Consider the following 17681-nt stretch of genomic DNA (forward strand, 5'->3'; position numbering starts at 1 on the left):
TGGTTTGTTGGGAAGATTCTGTTGTGGCTTGATGCGATGTTTCAAGCCTTGGCGCTGGCGGGGCAGAGGTGATCGACCAGCAGGCGGGTGGTCACCGGCAGCGCTTCGAAGTCGCGGGCCACCACGCAGAGTTCGCGGTGCGCCCAGTCGTCGGTGAGCTGCACGGCGCGCAGATGGCCCACGCCATGCATCAGCTCGAATGCGCGGTCGGGCAGCAGGCCCAGTCCCAGGCCGTTGTCGATCATGCGGCACATGGCGTCCAGGCTGGTGACCTGGATGCGCTGGTGCAGCGGGTGGCCAGCCTGGGCTGCGGCAGCGCGCATGGCCAGGCTGATCGAGGAGCCGGCATGCAGGCTGACGATGTCCCATTCCAGCACTTCCGTGAAGGCGACGCTTTCGCGGTCGGCCAGGGCATGGCGCTCGGGCACGACGACGACCAATCGGTCTTTGCGATAGCTGCGGTACTGCAGCGGCACATTGCCCTGGGTCAGCTGAACGGTGGCCTGATTGCCTTCGCTGCTCCTGATATTGCCCAGCGTGCAGATGCCGATATCGGCTGTGCCCTCGGCCACGGCGCTCAGCACGTCGGGGCTCAGGTGCTCCTGCAGATCGATCTTGATCTGGCTGTGTTCGCGCGCAAAGGCTCCCAGGTCTTCGGGCAGAAACTGCACGATGGCCGACATATTGGCGTGCATGCGCACATGGCCGCGCACGCCGTCGGCGTATTCGGAGAGCTCGCCCTGCATGCGCTCCAGCCCGTAGAGCACATTGCGCGCATGGTGCAGCAGGCTCTCGCCGGCCGGCGTCAGCGTCACGCCGCGGCTGTGGCGATAGAGCAGGGCGGTGTCCACCGTCGCTTCCAGGTCGGACAGCCGCTTGCTGACGGCCGAGGCTGCAATGAACTCGCGTTCAGCGGCGCGGCCAATGCTGCCCAGTTCGCACACGGCGACGAACAGCTGAAGCGAGGTGAGATCGATGCGGCGCGCAAAACTGCGCTCTGAATTCTTCATGGGGTAGGCTCAAGTCTTCTCGTTTCGAGAAGTTTTCAGCATTTTTACCGATTAATCTAGCTGTATCCATCTTTGAATGAGATGTCTGGCTTGGCGATGGGTAAATTTTGGAGATGGGTGATTTCTTGCTTTGCGATGACTGGGCAAGACCTGGGAAAGCGATGTTGCATTTGTCAGTCTTGTGTACTTGCATTTTCATAGCGAAGACTCTAGATGCCAGAATCGTTCAAGCATGATCCGGCCTGAGGTGCGGAAGTCTTCCAGCTGCCTGAGTTCCGGTATTTTTTTACAAAGTAAATCGTCAGTAAAGCAGCCTGGAATCGACGCTATTCGCTGCAAAAATGTGAGTCATGAGAGTTCCCAACCATCCGATGTCCGACAGTGAGCCTTCCGAGTTGCCAGCTATGGCTTCGGGGTCGCCCCTCTTGCGCCGCAGCCGTTGCTGGGGTCAGCTCTGCCTGCTGACAGCTGCGCTGGCGCTGGGCGGCACTGCCTTGCCAGCTGTGGCCAAAGGCAAGACCCCGGCCAAATCCAGTGCGGCCGCGCCAGCCAAATCGTCCAAGTCCACCAAGAGCACGACTGCAGGTGCTGCCAAATCTTCATCGGCCAAGTCCGCCGGCAAGCCCGGTAAAAAAGGGCGCACCGGCCGCAATGCAGCGATCGCTGGTGCTGCGGCAGCAGGTGCGGCAGCGGCAGCTCCGCTGGGTCGTGAGCATTGGACGCCGGAGGCCAGGAACAATCAGGCCGAAGATGCCAAGGAGCTGGCCGCCATGCGTGCAGCAGCACAGACGGGCGACGCCAAGGCCCAGTATCTGCTGGGCTCGCGCTACCGCTTTGGCAAGGGTGTGAATCAGGACCTGGCACAGGCCGTGCACTGGTATCGCCAGTCGGCCGACCAGGGCTATGCGCCTGCGCAATCCGACCTGGGAGTGCTCTACGCCAACGGGCGGGGTGTGACTCTGGACGAAGTGCAGGCCGTGAACTGGTACCGCAAGGCGGCAGAGCAGGGCGACGGCATTGCGCAGAACAATCTGGGTCTGATGTATGCCGAGGGGCGCGGCGTGGCGGCCGATGATGCGCAGGCCGTGCAATGGTTCGAGCGTTCGGCCAAAAGTGGCGAGGCTGCAGGCCAGTACAGCCTGGGAGTGATGCTCTCCAGCGGCCGGGGCGTCAAGGAGGATGGCCGGGGCGCCCTGCAGTGGTTTGAACAGGCGGCCGAGAAAGGCCATGCCGACGCCCAGTACAACACCGGCATGATCTATGCCGTAGGCGCGCTGGTGCCGCAGGATCTGACGCGCGCGGCGCGGTGGCTGGAGAAGTCCGCCGGTCAGGGCAATGCGGCAGCTCAGTCGTCTCTGGGTTTTCTCTATGCCAACGGCCAGGGCGTGCCGCAGGATGCAGGCCAGGCGGCGCGCTGGTTCGATCGTGCCGCCAAGCAGGGCTACACCCTGGCGCAGTCGAATCTGGCAGCCATGTATGTCAGCGGTCAGGGCGTGCAGAAAGACATGGGCAAGGCCTATTTCTGGCTGGCTATCGCTCATGCCAAGGATCCCTCGCTGCAAAGCCGCATGCAGACGGCCGAGCAGGCATTGGGCCCCGCAGAACGGCTGAAGGTGCAGCGCGAGGTGCGCAACTGGAAGCCCGCCAAGGAGTGATCGGCGCGCCATGAAAAAAGCCCATCAGGCATTGCCGATGGGCTTTTTGTGGGGTGCAGGGGCCTAGCTGAAGAAACTCTTCAGGCGGTCCGTCCAGCTTTCGCCGCTGGGCGAATGCTTGGAGCCACCCTTCTTGAGCGATTCGTCCAGATCCTTAAGCAGCTTGCGCTGGTACTCGGTGAGCTTGACCGGAGTCTCCACCACGATGTGGCAGTACAGATCACCGGGGTAGCTGGAGCGAATGCCCTTGATGCCCTTGCCGCGCAGGCGGAACTGCTTGCCGGCTTGCGTGCCTTCAGGGATGTCGATCGCCGCCTTGCCTTGCAGCGTGGGCACTTCGATCTCGCCGCCCAGAGCGGCGGTGATGAAGCTCACGGGCACATTGCAGTGCAGATCGTCACCGTCGCGCTCGAAGATGTCGTGGTCCTTGACGCGAATCTCGATATAGAGGTCGCCTGCCGGGCCGCCATTGGTGCCGGGCTCTCCGTTGCCGGCCGAGCGGATGCGCATGCCGTCGTCGATGCCGGCGGGAATCTTCACTTCCAGCGTCTTCTGGCGCTTGACCTTGCCCTGGCCGCCGCAGGACGTGCAGGGCTCGGGGATGATCTTGCCTGTGCCGCGGCAGTGCGGGCAGGTCTGCTGCACGCTGAAAAAGCCCTGGCGCATCTGTACCGTGCCCATGCCGTTGCAGGTGGTGCAGGTCTTGGTGCTGGTGCCGGGCTTGGCGCCGCTGCCGCTGCAGGTGTCGCAGCTGTCCCAGCTTGGAATGCGGATCTGGGCATCCTTGCCCTTGGCAGCCTCTTCCAGGGTAATTTCCATGGAATAGCTGAGGTCGTTGCCGCGGTAGACCTGACGGCCGCCGCGACCGCCGCGGCCGCCACCGTTGAACATATCGCCAAAGATGTCGCCAAAGGCCTCGGCAAAGCCGCCAAAGCCCTCGCCGCCGCCCATGCCGCGATTGGGATCCACGCCGGCATGGCCGTACTGGTCGTAGGCCGCGCGCTTCTGGCTGTCGGAAAGCATCTCGTAGGCCTCTTTGACCTCCTTGAACTTTTCCTCGGCTTCCTTGGCCTTCTCGCCCTGATTGCGGTCAGGGTGGAACTTCATCGCCAGCTTGCGATAGGCCTTCTTGATGTCATCGTCCGAGGCGCTTTTGGCAACGCCCAGAACTTCATAGTAGTCACGTTTGGACATGTGAGTTTTCGGTCGGATGGAACAGGAACGCCGCGCCAGCTCCAGGGAGCTCGGCGCGGCGGCAAGCGGTCAATGGTTTGAGGCCAGGACCTGCCCGCGCTTAGTCCTTCTTGACTTCCTTGACTTCGGCGTCAACCACGTTGTCGTCAGCGGCAGCCGAGGCGCCGGCACCGGCGGAGGCACCTGCTGCGGCAGCAGCAGCTTCGGCACCGCCAGCGGCCTGTGCGTCGGCGTACATCTTCTCGCCCAGCTTCTGGCTGGCCGTCATCAGGGCCGTTGTCTTGGCGTCGATGGCGTCCTTGTCCTCGCCCTTGAGCGCTTCTTCCAGCTCCTTGACGGCAGTTTCGATGGCGCTCTTTTCGGCGGCATCCAGCTTGTCGCCATGCTCGGCCAGGCTCTTGTTGACGCTGTGAACAGCGGCTTCGCCCTGGTTCTTTGCAGTCACCAGCTCCAGCTTCTTCTTGTCGTCGGCTGCGTTCAGCTCAGCATCCTTGACCATGTTCTGGATTTCTTCTTCCGACAGGCCGGAGTTCGCCTTGATGGTGATCTTGTTTTCCTTGCCGGAAGCCTTGTCCTTGGCGGACACGTTCAGGATGCCGTTGGCGTCGATGTCGAAGGTCACTTCGATCTGGGGCACGCCACGACCTGCGGGCGGAATGCCTTCCAGGTTGAACTCGCCCAGCATCTTGTTGGCGCTGGCGATCTCGCGCTCGCCCTGGAACACCTTGATGGTCACGGCAGGCTGGTTGTCTTCAGCCGTGGAGAAGGTCTGCGCGAACTTGGTGGGAATGGTCGTGTTCTTGCTGATCATCTTGGTCATGACGCCGCCCAGGGTTTCGATACCCAGAGATAGGGGAGTCACGTCCAGCAGCAGCACGTCGGAGCGCTCGCCACCCAGCACCTGGCCCTGCACGGCAGCGCCCACGGCCACGGCTTCGTCGGGGTTCACATCCTTGCGGGGATCCTTGCCGAAGAATTCCTTGACCTTTTCCTGCACCTTGGGCATGCGGCTCATGCCGCCGACCAGGATCACGTCGTGGATGTCGGAGACCGAGATGCCTGCATCCTTGATGGCGGTGCGGCAAGGTGCAATCGTGCGCTCGATCAGATCGTCCACCAGCGACTCCAGCTTGGCGCGGGTCAGCTTGATGTTCAGGTGCTTGGGGCCTGTGGCATCGGCGGTGATGTAGGGCAGGTTGATGTCGGTCTGTGCGGAGTTCGACAGCTCGATCTTGGCCTTTTCGGCAGCTTCCTTCAGGCGCTGCAGGGCCAGCACGTCCTTGGACAGGTCAACGCCTTGTTCCTTCTTGAACTCGTCGATGATGTAGTTGATGATGCGCTGGTCGAAATCTTCGCCGCCCAGGAAGGTGTCGCCGTTGGTCGACAGCACTTCGAACTGCTTTTCGCCGTCCACGTCGGCGATTTCGATGATGGAGACGTCGAACGTACCACCGCCCAGGTCATACACGGCCACCTTGCGGTCGCCCTTGCCCACCTTGTCCAGGCCGAAGGCCAGGGCAGCAGCGGTAGGTTCGTTGATGATGCGCTTGACTTCCAGGCCTGCGATGCGGCCGGCGTCCTTGGTGGCTTGGCGCTGTGCGTCGTTGAAGTAGGCGGGCACGGTGATGACGGCCTCGGTCACGGCTTCGCCCAGGAAGTCCTCGGCGGTCTTCTTCATCTTGCGCAGCACTTCGGCGCTGATCTGGGGAGGAGCCAGCTTCTGGTCGCGCACTTGCACCCAGGCGTCGCCGTTGTCGGCCTTGACGATCTGGAAGGGCATCAGGTCGATGTCCTTTTGCACCTCGGCTTCGGCGAACTTGCGGCCGATCAGGCGCTTGGCAGCGTAGATGGTGTTCTTGGGGTTGGTGACGGCCTGGCGCTTGGCGGATGCGCCGACCAGGATTTCGCCGTCTTCTTGATAGGCAACGATGGAGGGGGTGGTGCGGGCACCTTCGCTGTTCTCGATCACGCGGGTGTTGTTACCCTCCATGATGGCAACGCAGCTGTTGGTGGTACCCAGGTCAATACCGATGATTTTTCCCATAATTCTCTCCGTAATCTGTTGAATGTTTGCTTGATTCGTCACTTGTGGGCGTAGTGGCCGGCTTCAAGAGCCGTCACTTACTATTTTTTGCCCTGACGGTTGTTTTTTTGAGTGTCTAGCCGGCTCAGCCCTGGGCCACGGTCACCAGCGCGGGGCGAAGGATTCGGTCGGCGATCACATAGCCCTTTTGCAGCACGGCAACCACGGTGTTGGCGGGCTGGTCGGCGGGAACCATGGAGATGGCCTGGTGGTGGTGAGGGTCGAACTTCTCGCCCGCAGCGGGATTGATGGCGAGCACCTTGTTGCGCTCCAGGGCCGAATTCAGCTGGCGCAGCGTGGCGTCCGAGCCTTCGCGCAGTTGTTCGGGCGTGGCGTTCTGGATGGCCAGGGCCGCGTCCAGGCTGTCGATCACGGGCAGCAGGCTTTCTGCAAAGCTCTCGATGCCGAACTTGCGTGCCTTGGCAACCTCTTCTTCGGCGCGACGGCGCATGTTTTCGGCGTCGGCCTTGGCACGCAGGTATTGGTCGGCCAGATCGGCGCTCTTGGCCTTGAGTTCTTCCAGCTCGGCCTGCAGACGTCCCAGTTCGTCCGACGCATTGGCTGCCAGGGCCGCTTCCAGTTCCTCGGGGCTGGCGTCGTTGATGGTGTTGGGGTTGTGGTTCTCGGTCATAGTTGGTGAAGGTTTCTCAAAACTTAAGACAATCTGTCTGCCAGATGCGCTCCGCCAGGTCTATTTCAAGACCTGTGCCGCCCAACAAAGGGCGACGGGCGCATCGGCTGGGGTGAGCCGGCAGCATTTGCGGGACATTCCAGGGGAGTGAGTACTTGTGATTTCAAGACATCTCGCCTTGATTGACCAATGCTAATCGCAGGTTTATAGGCCCCAGAGTGTACAGATAGTCTGCCACTCGGCTAGAATCTCACGTTTTGCCTTGCCGCACCGCTACAGACGCAGTGGGCGGCGTTTACCCAAAAGGAGTCGTTATGCGTCATTACGAAATCATTTTGTTGATCCATCCGGATCAAAGCGAACAAGTTCCCGCGATGCTGGAGCGCTACAAGGGCATGATTGCCGCTGGTGGCGGCAAGGTGCATCGCGAAGAAGATTGGGGCCGTCGTCAGCTGGCTTACATGATCAACAAGCTCGCTAAGGCTCACTACCTGTGCCTGAACATCGAAGCCGACCAGGCTGTGATGGCTGAACTGGAACACGCCTTCAAGTTCAACGATGCCGTGCTGCGTCACCTGACTGTGCAGAAGAAGAAGGCTGAAACAGCTGCTTCCGCCATGATGAAGAGCGTTGAGCGCGAAGAAGCCCGCAAGGCCAACCAGGCTGAGCACGCTTAATAGCATCAGACACTGAAGGAGTGGAAAACCGCGTTGTATTGACGGGCCTTCTCGTAGAGCAAGCTGCTTTGCGCTACACGCCCGCCGGATTGCCGGCCCTGGATTTGCGAATTGAACACAGTTCGCAGCAACAAGAGCTGGGCAGTGCGCGCAACGTGAATGCATCTGTCAAGGCTGTTGCCTTTGGCGCCCTGGCTGAAAAGCTGGCCCGCCAAGCACCCGGTAGCCAATGGACCTTTCAAGGTTTTCTGGCCACGCCGCGCAATAGCAAGATGCTGGTTTTACACATTCAGGATATTCAACAAAATTAATTTTCAAGAGGTCCAGCAATGGCCACGTTCAAGAAATTCAACAAGGACAAGCGTCCTAAGCGCAACACCCAGTCGCTGCTGTTCAAGCGCAAGCGTTTCTGCCGCTTCACAGTCGCCGGCGTCGAAGAAATCGACTACAAGGATGTCGACACCCTGCGTGACTTCATCGCCGAAAACGGCAAGATTGTGCCCGCACGCCTGACCGGCACGCGCGCCATCTACCAGCGTCAGCTGAACACAGCCATCAAGCGCGCTCGCTTCCTGGCTATGCTGCCCTACTCTGACCAGCACAAGATCTAAGGAGCACGACTATGCAAATCATTCTGCTCGAAAAGGTTGTGAACCTGGGTAACCTGGGCGATATCGTCAAGGTCAAGGACGGTTACGCTCGTAACTTCCTGATCCCCTCCGGCGCTGCACGTCGTGCAACAGCTGCTGCCAAGGCTGAATTCGAAGCCAAGCGCGCTGAGCTGGAAAAGGCTGCCGCCGAGAAGCTGGCTGCCGCTCAAGAACTGAGCGAAAAGCTCAACGGCGTGAACGTGAAGATCACTCAGAAGGCTGGCGTTGACGGTCGTCTGTTTGGTTCCATCACCAACGCCGACATCGCTGAAGAACTGGTCAAGGCCGGTTTCGCAGTGAACAAGTCGCAAGTGCGCATGCCCAACGGCCCCATCAAGACCGTTGGCGACGCCACTGTGGTGGTGGCTCTGCACACCGACGTGGCTGCAGAAGTGGCCGTCTCCGTGTACGGCGACCACTCCTAATTCAGGCTCTGTTCTGAATTGGCAAAAAGCCGCCTTCGGGCGGTTTTTTGTTTTCTGGTAATTGTTTGTCTCGCCAGCGTTTTTATCGTCACCCGCCGTGACGTCGCCACCGCCTCCCGCTACGATGGAGGACTTGTCTCTAGGAGTCTCATGTCGTCAGTAATGCCCCCGCTTGATCTGCAAGATGATGCATTCGCCCCGGTTCCCACTGCCGATCAGCAGGTGGCGCAACTGCGTGTGCCGCCGCACTCCATGGAGTCGGAATCTTCGGTGCTCGGCGGTCTGCTGCTGGACAACAATGCCTGGGAGCGCGTTGGTGATCTGCTTGGCGACGGCGACTTCTACCGGCACGAGCACAAGCTGATCTACGAAGCCATCGGCAAGCTGATCAATGCCAGCAAGCCGGCTGACGTGATCACGGTTTATGAGCATCTGCAGGGCATGGGCAAGGCCGAGGAAATCGGCGGCCTGATGTACCTGAACCAGCTGGCGCAGTATGTGCCCAGTGCCAGCAATATCCGCCGCTATGCGGAAATCGTGCGCGAGCGCGCCATCTTGCGCAAGCTGGTCACGGCCAGCGACGACATCGCGACCAATGCCTTCAATCCGCAGGGCAAGACCGTGGAGCGCATCCTCGACGAAGCCGAGCAGAAGATCATGGCGATTGGCGAGGAGGGGGCGCGTAACAAGCAGGGCTTCCAGTCGCTGGATTCGCTGGTGGTGGACCTGCTGGACCGGGTCCAGGAGATGGCCGACAACCCCATGGATGTGACCGGCGTGCCCACGGGCTTTGTCGATCTGGATCGCATGACATCGGGCCTGCAGGCCGGCGACATGGTGGTGCTGGCGGCGCGTCCCTCCATGGGCAAGACCTCGTTTGCCGTGAATATTGCCGAGCATGTGGCGCTCAATGAAGGCTTGCCGGTCGCCATCTTCTCCATGGAAATGGGCGCGGCCCAGCTGGCGGTTCGTATCGTCGGCTCCATCGGCCGCGTCAATCAGGGCAATCTGCGTACCGGCAAGCTCAGCGACGACGAGTGGCCGCGTCTGACCGAGGCCATCGAGCGCTTGCGCACCGTGTCGCTGCATATCGACGAAACGCCGGGCCTGTCTCCAACCGAGTTGCGTGCCAATGCGCGTCGTCTGGCGCGCCAGTGCGGCAAGCTGGGCCTGATCGTGGTTGACTACCTGCAACTGATGAGCGGCTCGGGATCTGCCGCCAGTTCCGACAACCGTGCCACCGAGCTGGGCGAAATCTCGCGGGGTTTGAAGATGCTGGCCAAGGAGCTGCAATGCCCGGTGATTGCGCTGTCCCAGCTCAACCGCTCGGTGGAGCAGCGTACCGACAAGCGCCCCATGATGTCCGACCTGCGCGAATCGGGCGCCATCGAGCAGGACGCGGACATCATCATGTTCATCTACCGCGACGACTACTACAACAAAGAGAGTAAGGAGCCCAATATTGCCGAGGTCATCATCGGCAAGCAGCGTAACGGGCCGACGGGGACGGTGAAGCTCTTCTTCCAGAAGAACCAGACGCGTTTCGAGAACCTGGCGCAGGGCTACGGCACGGACGAATACTAAAAATCATAGCTGCTAAGGCTTGTTGGGTGTGGATTTCATAACTCTATGAATATGAAAGCTATGAATATCAAGCGCTGCAAGCTATCAAATTGAAAGACATAAGAAAAGCCCGCAAGGCACAGACCTTGCGGGCTTTGTTTTTTGAGCAACTGTGCGGGGTTAGCGGCTGAACAGGTAGACGCCAAGACCGATCACGCACAGTCCCAGCACTCCGCAGGCCCAGGCCAGGCGCTGTGCGCCTATGCGCAGCGCGCCCACGGTTGCGACGATCTGGGCATTTTGCTGGGCCAGCTTCTCGATGATCTCCAGCGACTGGCGCTGCGATTGCTCGAGCTGGGCGATGCGCTCCTCCTGCTGCTGGATCAGCAGCAGCGCCTGCTCGCCGGCGGAGGCCGGTGGCGAGATGCGCTGCGCAGCGCTTTGCGCGCTGGCGTCCTGCTCGCGCGCCTCGGCCTGGGCTTCTTTCTTCTTGAGCATGCCCTGGGCGGCCTTCACCACCTGAGGCGTGGCCTTGATGACCTCGCCCCAGGGCACGAGCTTGAATGCAGCGATCCAGCTCGCCACTTACAGCACCTCGCTGGCGAAGTCCGCCAGGCGCGAGCGTTCGCCGCGCGCCAGGGTGATGTGGCCGCTATGGGGCCAACCCTTGAAGCGGTCCACCACATAGGTCAGGCCCGAGCTGCCTTCTGTCAGGTAGGGCGTGTCGATCTGGGCCAGATTGCCCATGCAGATGATCTTGGTGCCGGGGCCGGCACGGGTGATCAGGGTCTTCATCTGCTTGGGCGTCAGGTTCTGGGCCTCGTCGATGATGACGTATTTGTTCAGAAAGGTGCGACCGCGCATGAAGTTCATGCTCTTGATCTTGATGCGGCTGCGGATCAGCTCGTTGGTGGCGGCGCGCCCCCACTCGCCGGCATTGCCGCCGTCGCCCTTGGCCAGGAACTCCAGGTTGTCATCCAGGGCGCCCATCCAGGGGCCCATTTTTTCCTCTTCCGTGCCGGGCAGGAAGCCGATGTCCTCGCCCACGCTCACCGTGGCGCGGGTCATGATGATCTCGGTGTAGCGGCGCTCGTCCAGTACCTGGGCCAGGCCGGCGGCCAGGGCCAGCAGGGTCTTGCCGGTACCTGCCGTGCCTGTCAGTGTGACAAAGTCCACTTCGGGGTTGACCAGCAGGTTCATGGCGAAGTTCTGCTCGCGATTGCGTGTGGACACGCCCCAGACGGCATTCTTGGGATTGCCGAAGTCGCGCAGCGTCTTGAGCACGGCCGTCTTGTCGCGGATTTCGGTCACGCGCATGTAGAGGCTGGGCTCGCCTGGTGCTTCGTAGTAGACGAACTGGTTGATCATCAACTGGTCGACGATGGCGCCGCTGACGCGGTAGTAGGTGATGGCACCTTCCTGCCAGCTCTCCACATTCTTGCCGGCCTTGGCCCAGAAGTCGTGGGGCAGGGCCAGTGCGCCCGAGTACAGCAGATCGCCGTCTTCCAGCACCTTGTCGTTCTGGTAGTCCTCGGCGGCTAGGCCCAGGGCGCGCGCCTTGACGCGCATATTGATGTCCTTGGACACCAGCACGACTTCGCGATCCTTGTGCTGCTCGCGCAGGGCTGCGACCACACCCAGAATCTGGTTGTCGGCCTTGCCCTGTGGCAGGCTCTCGGGCAGGGATGCATCCAGAGGGTTGGTCTGGAAGTACAGTGTGCCGGTGGCGCTGCGCTGACCCGTGGCATTGAGCGGCAGACCTTTTTCCAGACCGTCGGCGGGCTGGGAGGCAACCAAGGAGTCCAGGGTGCGGCTGACCTGGCGGCCGTTGCGCGCCACTTCGGTCATGCCCTTTTTGTGGTTGTCCAGTTCTTCCAGTACCACCATGGGCAGGAAGATGTCGTGCTCTTCAAAGCGGAACAGGCTGCTGGGGTCGTGCAGCAGCACATTGGTGTCCAGCACGAACAGCGTGGTCGGGCCGGTGCGCGTATTGCGGGCGCGGCGGGCAGGCTTGGCAGCTGCGTCGGCGGGTTTTGCAGGTACTGCGGCAGCTGGTGCTGCTGTCGTCGGCGCTGCGCCAGCCGTTGTGGCGGTCTTGCGCGGCTTGGCGGTTGCGTTGGGCTTGCTGGTGCTGCGGCGCGGCTTGGTGACCGCGGGCGCGGTCTCTGGAGCCGCATTCAGGGCGGCTCCGTCGGAGGGGTTCAGATCCTCGTCAAGTTCTGCAGTCTGCTTGGCAGTCTTGCGGATGGACGAAAAGGCTTCTGCGGAAAGCTTTGCGGCGCGGTGGCCGGGTGCGGGGGGCAGGGGCATAGTGGACGAACCGTTCTCAACAAGATTCAAAAAGCACAAAGCCGCCTGGAAACCGAGGCGGCTTTGGTGGGGTGAACAGAGAATACTGCGTAGCACTGAGGCATGCCCCATTATGCATAGGCTCCGAGGGCCTGAAGCAGTATTTCCTGTTTTGCCTTGTTTAAAGACTTTGAAATACTTTGCGTGTAGATGATTGCAAGGTTTTCAGTCCCGGGCGGGGCTCAGGCCACCTTCTTGTCTTGGGTCTTGAGGCTTTTGACGGCCTTGAGAACTTCGTCCACATGGCCGGGAACCTTGAGGCCGCGCCATTCCTGCATCAGGATGCCGTCGGCGCCGATCAGGAAGGTGGAGCGCTCGATGCCCTTGACCTTCTTGCCGTACATAATCTTGTTCTTGACCACGCCAAACATGTGGCACATCTTTTCTTCGGTGTCGGCAATCAGCTCGAACGGCAGTTCCAGCTTTTCCTTGAAGTCGTTGTGCGAGTTCATGTTGTCGCGCGACACACCGAACACGGTGGCGCCAGCCTTCACGAAATCCTTGTACTTATCGCGGAATTGCATTGCTTCCGTGGTACAACCCGGCGTGTTGTCCTTGGGGTAGAAATACAGGATCAGAATCTGGCCGTTGTGCGAGGTGTTGGACACCTTGACGCCGCCGGTGGCGTTGGCTTCAAATTCTGGGAGTGGTTTGTTGACAACGATCGCCATGCGCTTGTATCTCTCGGGTGTGTTCGTTGAAATGCCGAGGGCGTCGGTGGTATTTTTGTTTTTATCAATCGATCGCCCCCAACCGCAACCTGCGATTTTACCCTGAAATACGTATTTCTCTCAATGTAAGCTCAGAAGTCTATGCTAGCAGCAGGGCTGCGACCACGTTGCGGCCTTCGCTGGCCAGAACGTTATAGGTACGGCAGGCCGAGGCGGTGTCCATGCTCTCCAGTCCAATGCGTTTGGCGATCAGCGGCTTGAGCCAGGCCACGGGTGGAAAGCGGTTCTTGCTGCCGCTGCCAAAGAGGACGACTTCCGCATCCAGCTTGGCGAGTTCCTCGAAATGCTCGGCCGTCAGGTCTTCGAAGCGGGTGCAGTTCCACTCGGTCAGCAGGCCGCGGGCCCCGACCAGCAGACTGGTTTCGTGGTTTTGCTTGTCAACCGCGATCCAGCCCGGGCCATAGCCGGTGATGGTTTGCGCATCGGATTTGTCTGCCTGAAATTTCATGATGGAGAGTGTGCGCAATCGGCGCGCTGGACGGGGGCGATGGCTGCTGTCTCCATACAGAGAGGGTGGGGACATTGCTGCAGCGCGGAACTGTGCTTAAATTATAGGTTTCACCATGGCGTTTAATGCGCCCTGGCGTGCCTGAAATCCTTTTGCATTGATTCGCATGAAAACCGTTCAAAAATCCGCCAAGTTAGCAAACGTCTGTTACGACATCCGCGGGCCGATCATGGACGCGGCGAAGAAGATGGAGGACGACGGCCAGAAGATCATCAAGCTCAATATCGGCAATCTGGCCGTGTTCGGCTTCGATGCTCCCGAGGAAGTGCAGCAGGACATGATCCGCAACCTGCCCAACTCGGCAGGCTACTCCGACAGCAAGGGCATCTTCGCGGCGCGCAAGGCCGTGATGCATGAAACCCAGCGCCAGGGCATCAAGGGCGTGACGCTGGACGACATCTATCTGGGCAACGGTGCTTCGGAGCTGATCAGCCTGGCCACCAACGCGCTGCTGGACAACGGCGACGAGATGCTGCTGCCTGCGCCCGACTATCCGCTGTGGACGGCTGCCACCAGCCTGTCCGGCGGCACGCCCGTGCATTACATGTGCGACGAGTCCAATGGCTGGATGCCCAATATGGATGACATCCGCGCCAAGATCACGCCGCGCACCAAGGGCATCGTCGTCATCAACCCCAACAATCCCACGGGTGCGCTGTACTCCAGGGAGCTGCTGCTGCAGATCGTGGAGCTGGCGCGCGAGCATGGCCTGGTCATCTTCGCGGACGAGGTCTACGACAAGGTGCTGTACGAGGATGCCAAGCACACGCCGCTGGGCAGCCTGTCCATCGATGTGCTGACCATCACCTTCAATTCCCTCTCCAAGGCCTACCGCTCCTGCGGCTACCGTGCTGGCTGGATGGTGATCTCGGGCGACAAAAAGCCCGCCAAGGATTACATCGAGGGCCTGAACATGCTCTCCAACATGCGCCTGTGCGCCAATGTGCCAGGCCAATGGGCGGTGCAGACGGCACTGGGCGGCCACCAGAGCATCGACGCCCTGGTGCAGGAGGGCGGTCGCCTACGCGTGCAGCGCGATCTGGCCTGGGAGCTGATCAACGCCATTCCCGGCGTGAGCTGCGTCAAGCCCCAAGGCGCACTGTACATGTTCCCGCGCCTCGATCCCGCCGTCTATCCCATCCAGGACGACCAGGAATTCTTCCTCGAAGTGCTCCAGGAAACCAAGGTCATGCTGGTGCAAGGCACGGGCTTCAACTGGCCCGAGCCTGATCACTTCCGCATCGTGTTCCTGCCGCATGAGGCCGATCTGCGCGAGGCCATCAACCGGCTGGCAGCCTTCCTCGAGAAGTATCGCAAGCGCCATGGCACGGACAAGCCCAAGGCAGTGCCGGCAGAAAAGGCACTCAAGCCTGCCAAGGCTGAGAAAGCCGCGTAACTCATCTTTTTGATAGCTGGTGGCGCTTGATTTTCAAGCGCTTCAGCGCTTTTTTGACCTTAGAACTTATGAAACCCATCCAAGTAGGCCTGTTGGGCATTGGCACCGTAGGCAGCGGTACTTTCAATGTGCTGGAACGCAATCAAGACGAGATTCGCCGTCGTGCGGGTCGCGGCATTGAAATTACCATGGTCGCCGACTTGGATACCGAACGCGCCAAGAGCGTGGTGGGTGACAAGGTCAAGGTGGTCGGCGACGCACGTGAAGTCATCGCCAACCCCGATATCGATGTGGTGGTCGAGCTGATCGGCGGCTACGGCATTGCCAAGGCCCTGGTGCTGGAAGCCATCGCGGCCGGCAAGCATGTGGTGACCGCCAACAAGGCCCTGCTGGCAGTGCACGGCACGGAAATCTTCAAGGCTGCGGCCGAGAAGGGCGTGATGGTGGCTTATGAAGCTGCCGTGGCCGGTGGCATTCCCATCATCAAGGCCTTGCGCGAAGGCCTGACCGCCAACTCCATCCAGTGGGTGGCCGGCATCATCAACGGCACGACCAACTTCATCCTGTCCGAAATGCGCGACAAGGGCCTGGACTTCGACGTGGTGCTCAAGGAAGCGCAGCGTCTGGGCTATGCCGAAGCCGATCCCACCTTCGACATCGAGGGTGTGGATGCGGCCCACAAGGCCACGCTGATGAGCGCGATTGCCTTCGGCATTCCCGTGCAGTTCGACAAGGCCTATGTGGAAGGCATCACCAAGCTGGCCGGTGCCGATATCCGCTACGCCGAGCAACTGGGCTACCGCATCAAGCTGCTGGGCATCACCAAGCGCACGGACAAGGGTATCGAGCTGCGCGTGCACCCCTCGCTGGTGCCTTCCAAGCGTCTGATCGCCAATGTGGAAGGCGCGATGAACGCCGTGGTGGTGAACGGCGATGCCGTGGGCACCACGCTGTACTACGGCAAGGGCGCCGGGTCCGAGCCCACCGCTTCCGCCGTGGTGGCCGACCTGGTGGATATCGCACGCATGGACGGCTCCGATCCTGCCCACCGCGTGCCAGCCCTGGCCTTCCAGAGCAGCAGCCTGGCTGCCGCTGGCAGCGAGCTGCCCGTGCTGCCCATGGCCGAGGTCGTGACCAGCTACTACCTGCGCATCCGCGTGGCCGACGAAGCCGGAGTGCTGGCCAAGATCACCGGCCTGCTGGCGGGTGCCGGCATCAGCATCGACGCCGTGCTGCAGCGCGAGGCCGACGAAGTGGGCGGCGAAGGCTCGACCCAGACCGACCTGATCATTCTCACGCACGACACGCGCGAAGGGGATATGGACAAGGCCCTGGCCGAAATCCAGGGGCTGCCCACGGTGCTGGCTCCCATCACCCGCATCCGCAAGGAAGAGCTGAACTAAGGACTTGAGCATGTACCGTCGCACTCAAACCGGTTTATTCCCTGTTCAGTGCGGTGTCGGTATTGCAAACTCCTTCAAAGGCTGGCGTCCCATGGCGCCAGCCTTTTTGTTTTTGGTGGCGGCGGGTGTGCAAGCGGCGCCCGTCGATGTCTATCGTGGCACGCTGGGCGGCTCGGCGGTGGTGATGGAGCTGGGCAAGCCGGGTGAGGGTGGTGAACGCCAGGGGCGCTATTTCTATCTGCGGCATGGAGTGGATATTCCACTCCGGGGCTCGCTGAATGCGCTGTCTGAGGCACGTCCTTTGAATAACGACTGGGCGCGTGAAAGCGGTGGCGAGCCTCCCGTGTTGACCGACTCCCAACAGCGCCGCATCGTTTGGCAACTGCGCCAGCAAGGCAGTGCTTTGGCAGGTGAATGGGTGGATGATATTCACGGCAAAAAACTGCCGCTAGCCCTTACCCATATTGCGCAGTACGACCCTGAAAAGATAGCGCCATTCGGTGTGGAGGCCGTGACGTTGGCGATTGTGCAAGGTGCGGGCAGCGGTATTGCATCGGGCGTTGCCATCTCGGCACAGGCCACGCCCTACGACTACCTGAAAGTGGCCGAGCAAAAGCTGGAGCAGGGCAAGGAAGTGGTGGTCAGCCCCACGCTGGCCTGGAGGCCGGTGCGCGATGCGCGTACCAAGTTCTGGTATCCGCGCCTCACGCGTCACCCGGATAGCAAAATTCTGGCGCAGACCAATACCGTTCTGGAGCAGCGCCACTGGGGCATGAGTCTGGAAGCGCTGGCCTGTGTGGGCTCGATCTACCAGAACGCTGGCCCGGCGGCAGGCTCACTGGGGGACTTCAATAACGAGTCGATCAAGGTGACCTACCTCTCAAGTGCCTTGATGAGTGTGGTGGAGTCCGGTTCAACCGGTTGCGGTGGCGCGCACCCCAACAATCATTACGACCCCTTTGTGCTGGACTTGCTGCGGGGCGGCTATATGGACTTCACCCGCCTGCTCAAGGACGTGAAATATGGCGAGTACAAGCTGGAGTATGGTGATCGGCTGTCGCGTTTTCTGAGCAAGGCCGTGAACCGGCATTCCGAGGATGACAAGGAGTGCACCGAGCTGCTGCCCCAGTACATGGCGCTGATGTTCGACAAGCCCGACAAGATGAGCTTTGTGATTTCAGGCATAGGCCATGCCATGGGTGTGTGCCTTGGCAGCGGCGTCAGTGTCCCGTTCAAGGAGCTGAAGGCCTATATCAAGCCGGGGGCGCAACGCTATTTCCAGCCCTGAGCCCCTTCCGGCACGATATGAGGCAATGGCGTTGGCCGGTCTCTGCATTCGCGCACAGTCAAATCGGGCTTGCTGACCGATAATGGTCGGCTTGGCGGCATGACTTCTGTCCGTTTGG

At 60.9% G+C, this 17681-nt stretch carries 17 protein-coding genes; 9 read left to right on the forward strand and 8 right to left on the reverse strand.

Features of this window, described 5'->3' with window-relative positions; genetic code table 11:
• Nucleotides 1-41 precede the first annotated feature (41 nt).
• The gene (locus CSE6_RS03820; RefSeq protein ID WP_003064272.1) at nt 42-1010 is read right to left on the reverse strand and encodes a LysR family transcriptional regulator; all 969 of its coding nucleotides are present in this window, start codon (nt 1008-1010) and stop codon (nt 42-44) included.
• Nucleotides 1011-1360: 350 nt separating this feature from the next.
• Here CSE6_RS03820 and CSE6_RS03825 point away from each other — a divergent pair, with 350 nt between their 5' ends.
• On the forward strand, nt 1361-2665 hold the full coding sequence (locus CSE6_RS03825) for a tetratricopeptide repeat protein (protein ID WP_081007633.1): 1305 nt from the start codon (nt 1361-1363) through the stop codon (nt 2663-2665).
• Nucleotides 2666-2728: 63 nt separating this feature from the next.
• Here CSE6_RS03825 and dnaJ read toward each other — a convergent pair whose 3' ends face one another.
• The 3 genes from dnaJ to grpE form a co-directional block, all read right to left on the reverse strand.
• Complete coding sequence (gene dnaJ / locus CSE6_RS03830) at nt 2729-3859, reverse strand: molecular chaperone DnaJ (RefSeq protein ID WP_003064279.1); 1131 nt, start codon at nt 3857-3859, stop codon at nt 2729-2731.
• A 100-nt stretch (nt 3860-3959) separates the two neighbouring features.
• The gene (dnaK, locus tag CSE6_RS03835) at nt 3960-5903 is read right to left on the reverse strand and encodes a molecular chaperone DnaK (protein ID WP_003064285.1); all 1944 of its coding nucleotides are present in this window, start codon (nt 5901-5903) and stop codon (nt 3960-3962) included.
• A 124-nt stretch (nt 5904-6027) separates the two neighbouring features.
• Complete coding sequence (gene grpE, locus CSE6_RS03840) at nt 6028-6573, reverse strand: nucleotide exchange factor GrpE (protein ID WP_012837282.1); 546 nt, start codon at nt 6571-6573, stop codon at nt 6028-6030.
• A 314-nt stretch (nt 6574-6887) separates the two neighbouring features.
• On the opposite strand from grpE, the gene rpsF reads away from it, so the two are divergent.
• The 5 genes from rpsF (at nt 6888) to dnaB (ending at nt 9909) form a co-directional block, all read left to right on the forward strand.
• A complete protein-coding gene (gene rpsF, locus CSE6_RS03845; RefSeq protein WP_003064289.1) occupies nt 6888-7250 on the forward strand; it encodes a 30S ribosomal protein S6 in 363 nt (120 codons plus the stop codon).
• Nucleotides 7251-7270: 20 nt separating this feature from the next.
• Nucleotides 7271-7561, forward strand: a complete 291-nt coding sequence (gene priB / locus CSE6_RS03850) for a primosomal replication protein N (RefSeq protein WP_003064293.1) — start codon at nt 7271-7273, stop codon at nt 7559-7561.
• Nucleotides 7562-7579: 18 nt separating this feature from the next.
• The gene (gene rpsR, locus CSE6_RS03855; protein WP_003057920.1) at nt 7580-7861 is read left to right on the forward strand and encodes a 30S ribosomal protein S18; all 282 of its coding nucleotides are present in this window, start codon (nt 7580-7582) and stop codon (nt 7859-7861) included.
• Nucleotides 7862-7872: 11 nt separating this feature from the next.
• Nucleotides 7873-8325 carry a 50S ribosomal protein L9 gene (gene rplI / locus CSE6_RS03860; RefSeq protein ID WP_003064296.1) on the forward strand — a complete coding sequence of 151 codons (453 nt, stop codon included), beginning with the start codon at nt 7873-7875 and terminating at the stop codon, nt 8323-8325.
• Between the two features lie 150 nt (nt 8326-8475).
• Nucleotides 8476-9909 (forward strand): replicative DNA helicase, encoded by a 1434-nt coding sequence (dnaB, locus tag CSE6_RS03865; protein WP_034359740.1) that lies wholly within the window; start codon nt 8476-8478, stop codon nt 9907-9909.
• A gap of 159 nt (nt 9910-10068) precedes the next feature.
• Here dnaB and CSE6_RS03870 read toward each other — a convergent pair whose 3' ends face one another.
• The 4 genes from CSE6_RS03870 to CSE6_RS03885 all read right to left on the reverse strand — a co-directional run bounded on the left by CSE6_RS03870 (nt 10069) and on the right by CSE6_RS03885 (nt 13416).
• Nucleotides 10069-10473 carry a hypothetical protein gene (locus CSE6_RS03870; RefSeq protein ID WP_059439927.1) on the reverse strand — a complete coding sequence of 135 codons (405 nt, stop codon included), beginning with the start codon at nt 10471-10473 and terminating at the stop codon, nt 10069-10071.
• The gene (locus CSE6_RS03875; protein WP_059439928.1) at nt 10474-12198 is read right to left on the reverse strand and encodes a PhoH family protein; all 1725 of its coding nucleotides are present in this window, start codon (nt 12196-12198) and stop codon (nt 10474-10476) included.
• A gap of 221 nt (nt 12199-12419) precedes the next feature.
• The gene (locus CSE6_RS03880; RefSeq protein WP_003057908.1) at nt 12420-12908 is read right to left on the reverse strand and encodes a peroxiredoxin; all 489 of its coding nucleotides are present in this window, start codon (nt 12906-12908) and stop codon (nt 12420-12422) included.
• Nucleotides 12909-13047: 139 nt separating this feature from the next.
• Nucleotides 13048-13416 (reverse strand): Mth938-like domain-containing protein, encoded by a 369-nt coding sequence (locus CSE6_RS03885; RefSeq protein ID WP_003076571.1) that lies wholly within the window; start codon nt 13414-13416, stop codon nt 13048-13050.
• A 166-nt stretch (nt 13417-13582) separates the two neighbouring features.
• Between CSE6_RS03885 and CSE6_RS03890 the strand changes: the two genes are divergently transcribed.
• The 3 genes from CSE6_RS03890 (at nt 13583) to CSE6_RS03900 (ending at nt 17563) form a co-directional block, all read left to right on the forward strand.
• Nucleotides 13583-14872: a pyridoxal phosphate-dependent aminotransferase gene (locus CSE6_RS03890; RefSeq protein WP_003057902.1), complete on the forward strand. Its 1290-nt coding sequence runs from the start codon at nt 13583-13585 to the stop codon at nt 14870-14872.
• A 68-nt stretch (nt 14873-14940) separates the two neighbouring features.
• Complete coding sequence (locus CSE6_RS03895) at nt 14941-16275, forward strand: homoserine dehydrogenase (protein ID WP_003064309.1); 1335 nt, start codon at nt 14941-14943, stop codon at nt 16273-16275.
• Between the two features lie 91 nt (nt 16276-16366).
• On the forward strand, nt 16367-17563 hold the full coding sequence (locus tag CSE6_RS03900; RefSeq protein ID WP_059439929.1) for a hypothetical protein: 1197 nt from the start codon (nt 16367-16369) through the stop codon (nt 17561-17563).
• The last annotated feature ends 118 nt before the right edge of the window (nt 17564-17681 follow it).

Origin of the sequence: Comamonas sp. E6 (assembly GCF_001010305.1) — a bacterium.
GTDB lineage: Bacteria > Pseudomonadota > Gammaproteobacteria > Burkholderiales > Burkholderiaceae_C > Comamonas > Comamonas thiooxydans.

What these genes read in the sequence shown, in the direction of transcription:
- CSE6_RS03900 (WP_059439929.1), top strand. Translation starts at nt 16,367, where the DNA reads ATGGCGCCAGCCTTTTTGTTTTTGGTGGCGGCGGGTGTGCAAGCGGCG.
- CSE6_RS03880 (WP_003057908.1), bottom strand. Translation starts at nt 12,908, where the DNA reads ATGGCGATCGTTGTCAACAAACCACTCCCAGAATTTGAAGCCAACGCC.
- rpsF (WP_003064289.1), top strand. Translation starts at nt 6,888, where the DNA reads ATGCGTCATTACGAAATCATTTTGTTGATCCATCCGGATCAAAGCGAA.
- CSE6_RS03820 (WP_003064272.1), bottom strand. Translation starts at nt 1,010, where the DNA reads ATGAAGAATTCAGAGCGCAGTTTTGCGCGCCGCATCGATCTCACCTCG.
- dnaK (WP_003064285.1), bottom strand. Translation starts at nt 5,903, where the DNA reads ATGGGAAAAATCATCGGTATTGACCTGGGTACCACCAACAGCTGCGTT.
- rplI (WP_003064296.1), top strand. Translation starts at nt 7,873, where the DNA reads ATGCAAATCATTCTGCTCGAAAAGGTTGTGAACCTGGGTAACCTGGGC.
- rpsR (WP_003057920.1), top strand. Translation starts at nt 7,580, where the DNA reads ATGGCCACGTTCAAGAAATTCAACAAGGACAAGCGTCCTAAGCGCAAC.
- CSE6_RS03825 (WP_081007633.1), top strand. Translation starts at nt 1,361, where the DNA reads ATGAGAGTTCCCAACCATCCGATGTCCGACAGTGAGCCTTCCGAGTTG.
- CSE6_RS03875 (WP_059439928.1), bottom strand. Translation starts at nt 12,198, where the DNA reads ATGCCCCTGCCCCCCGCACCCGGCCACCGCGCCGCAAAGCTTTCCGCA.
- CSE6_RS03890 (WP_003057902.1), top strand. Translation starts at nt 13,583, where the DNA reads ATGAAAACCGTTCAAAAATCCGCCAAGTTAGCAAACGTCTGTTACGAC.
- CSE6_RS03885 (WP_003076571.1), bottom strand. Translation starts at nt 13,416, where the DNA reads ATGAAATTTCAGGCAGACAAATCCGATGCGCAAACCATCACCGGCTAT.
- dnaB (WP_034359740.1), top strand. Translation starts at nt 8,476, where the DNA reads ATGTCGTCAGTAATGCCCCCGCTTGATCTGCAAGATGATGCATTCGCC.
- CSE6_RS03895 (WP_003064309.1), top strand. Translation starts at nt 14,941, where the DNA reads ATGAAACCCATCCAAGTAGGCCTGTTGGGCATTGGCACCGTAGGCAGC.
- dnaJ (WP_003064279.1), bottom strand. Translation starts at nt 3,859, where the DNA reads ATGTCCAAACGTGACTACTATGAAGTTCTGGGCGTTGCCAAAAGCGCC.
- grpE (WP_012837282.1), bottom strand. Translation starts at nt 6,573, where the DNA reads ATGACCGAGAACCACAACCCCAACACCATCAACGACGCCAGCCCCGAG.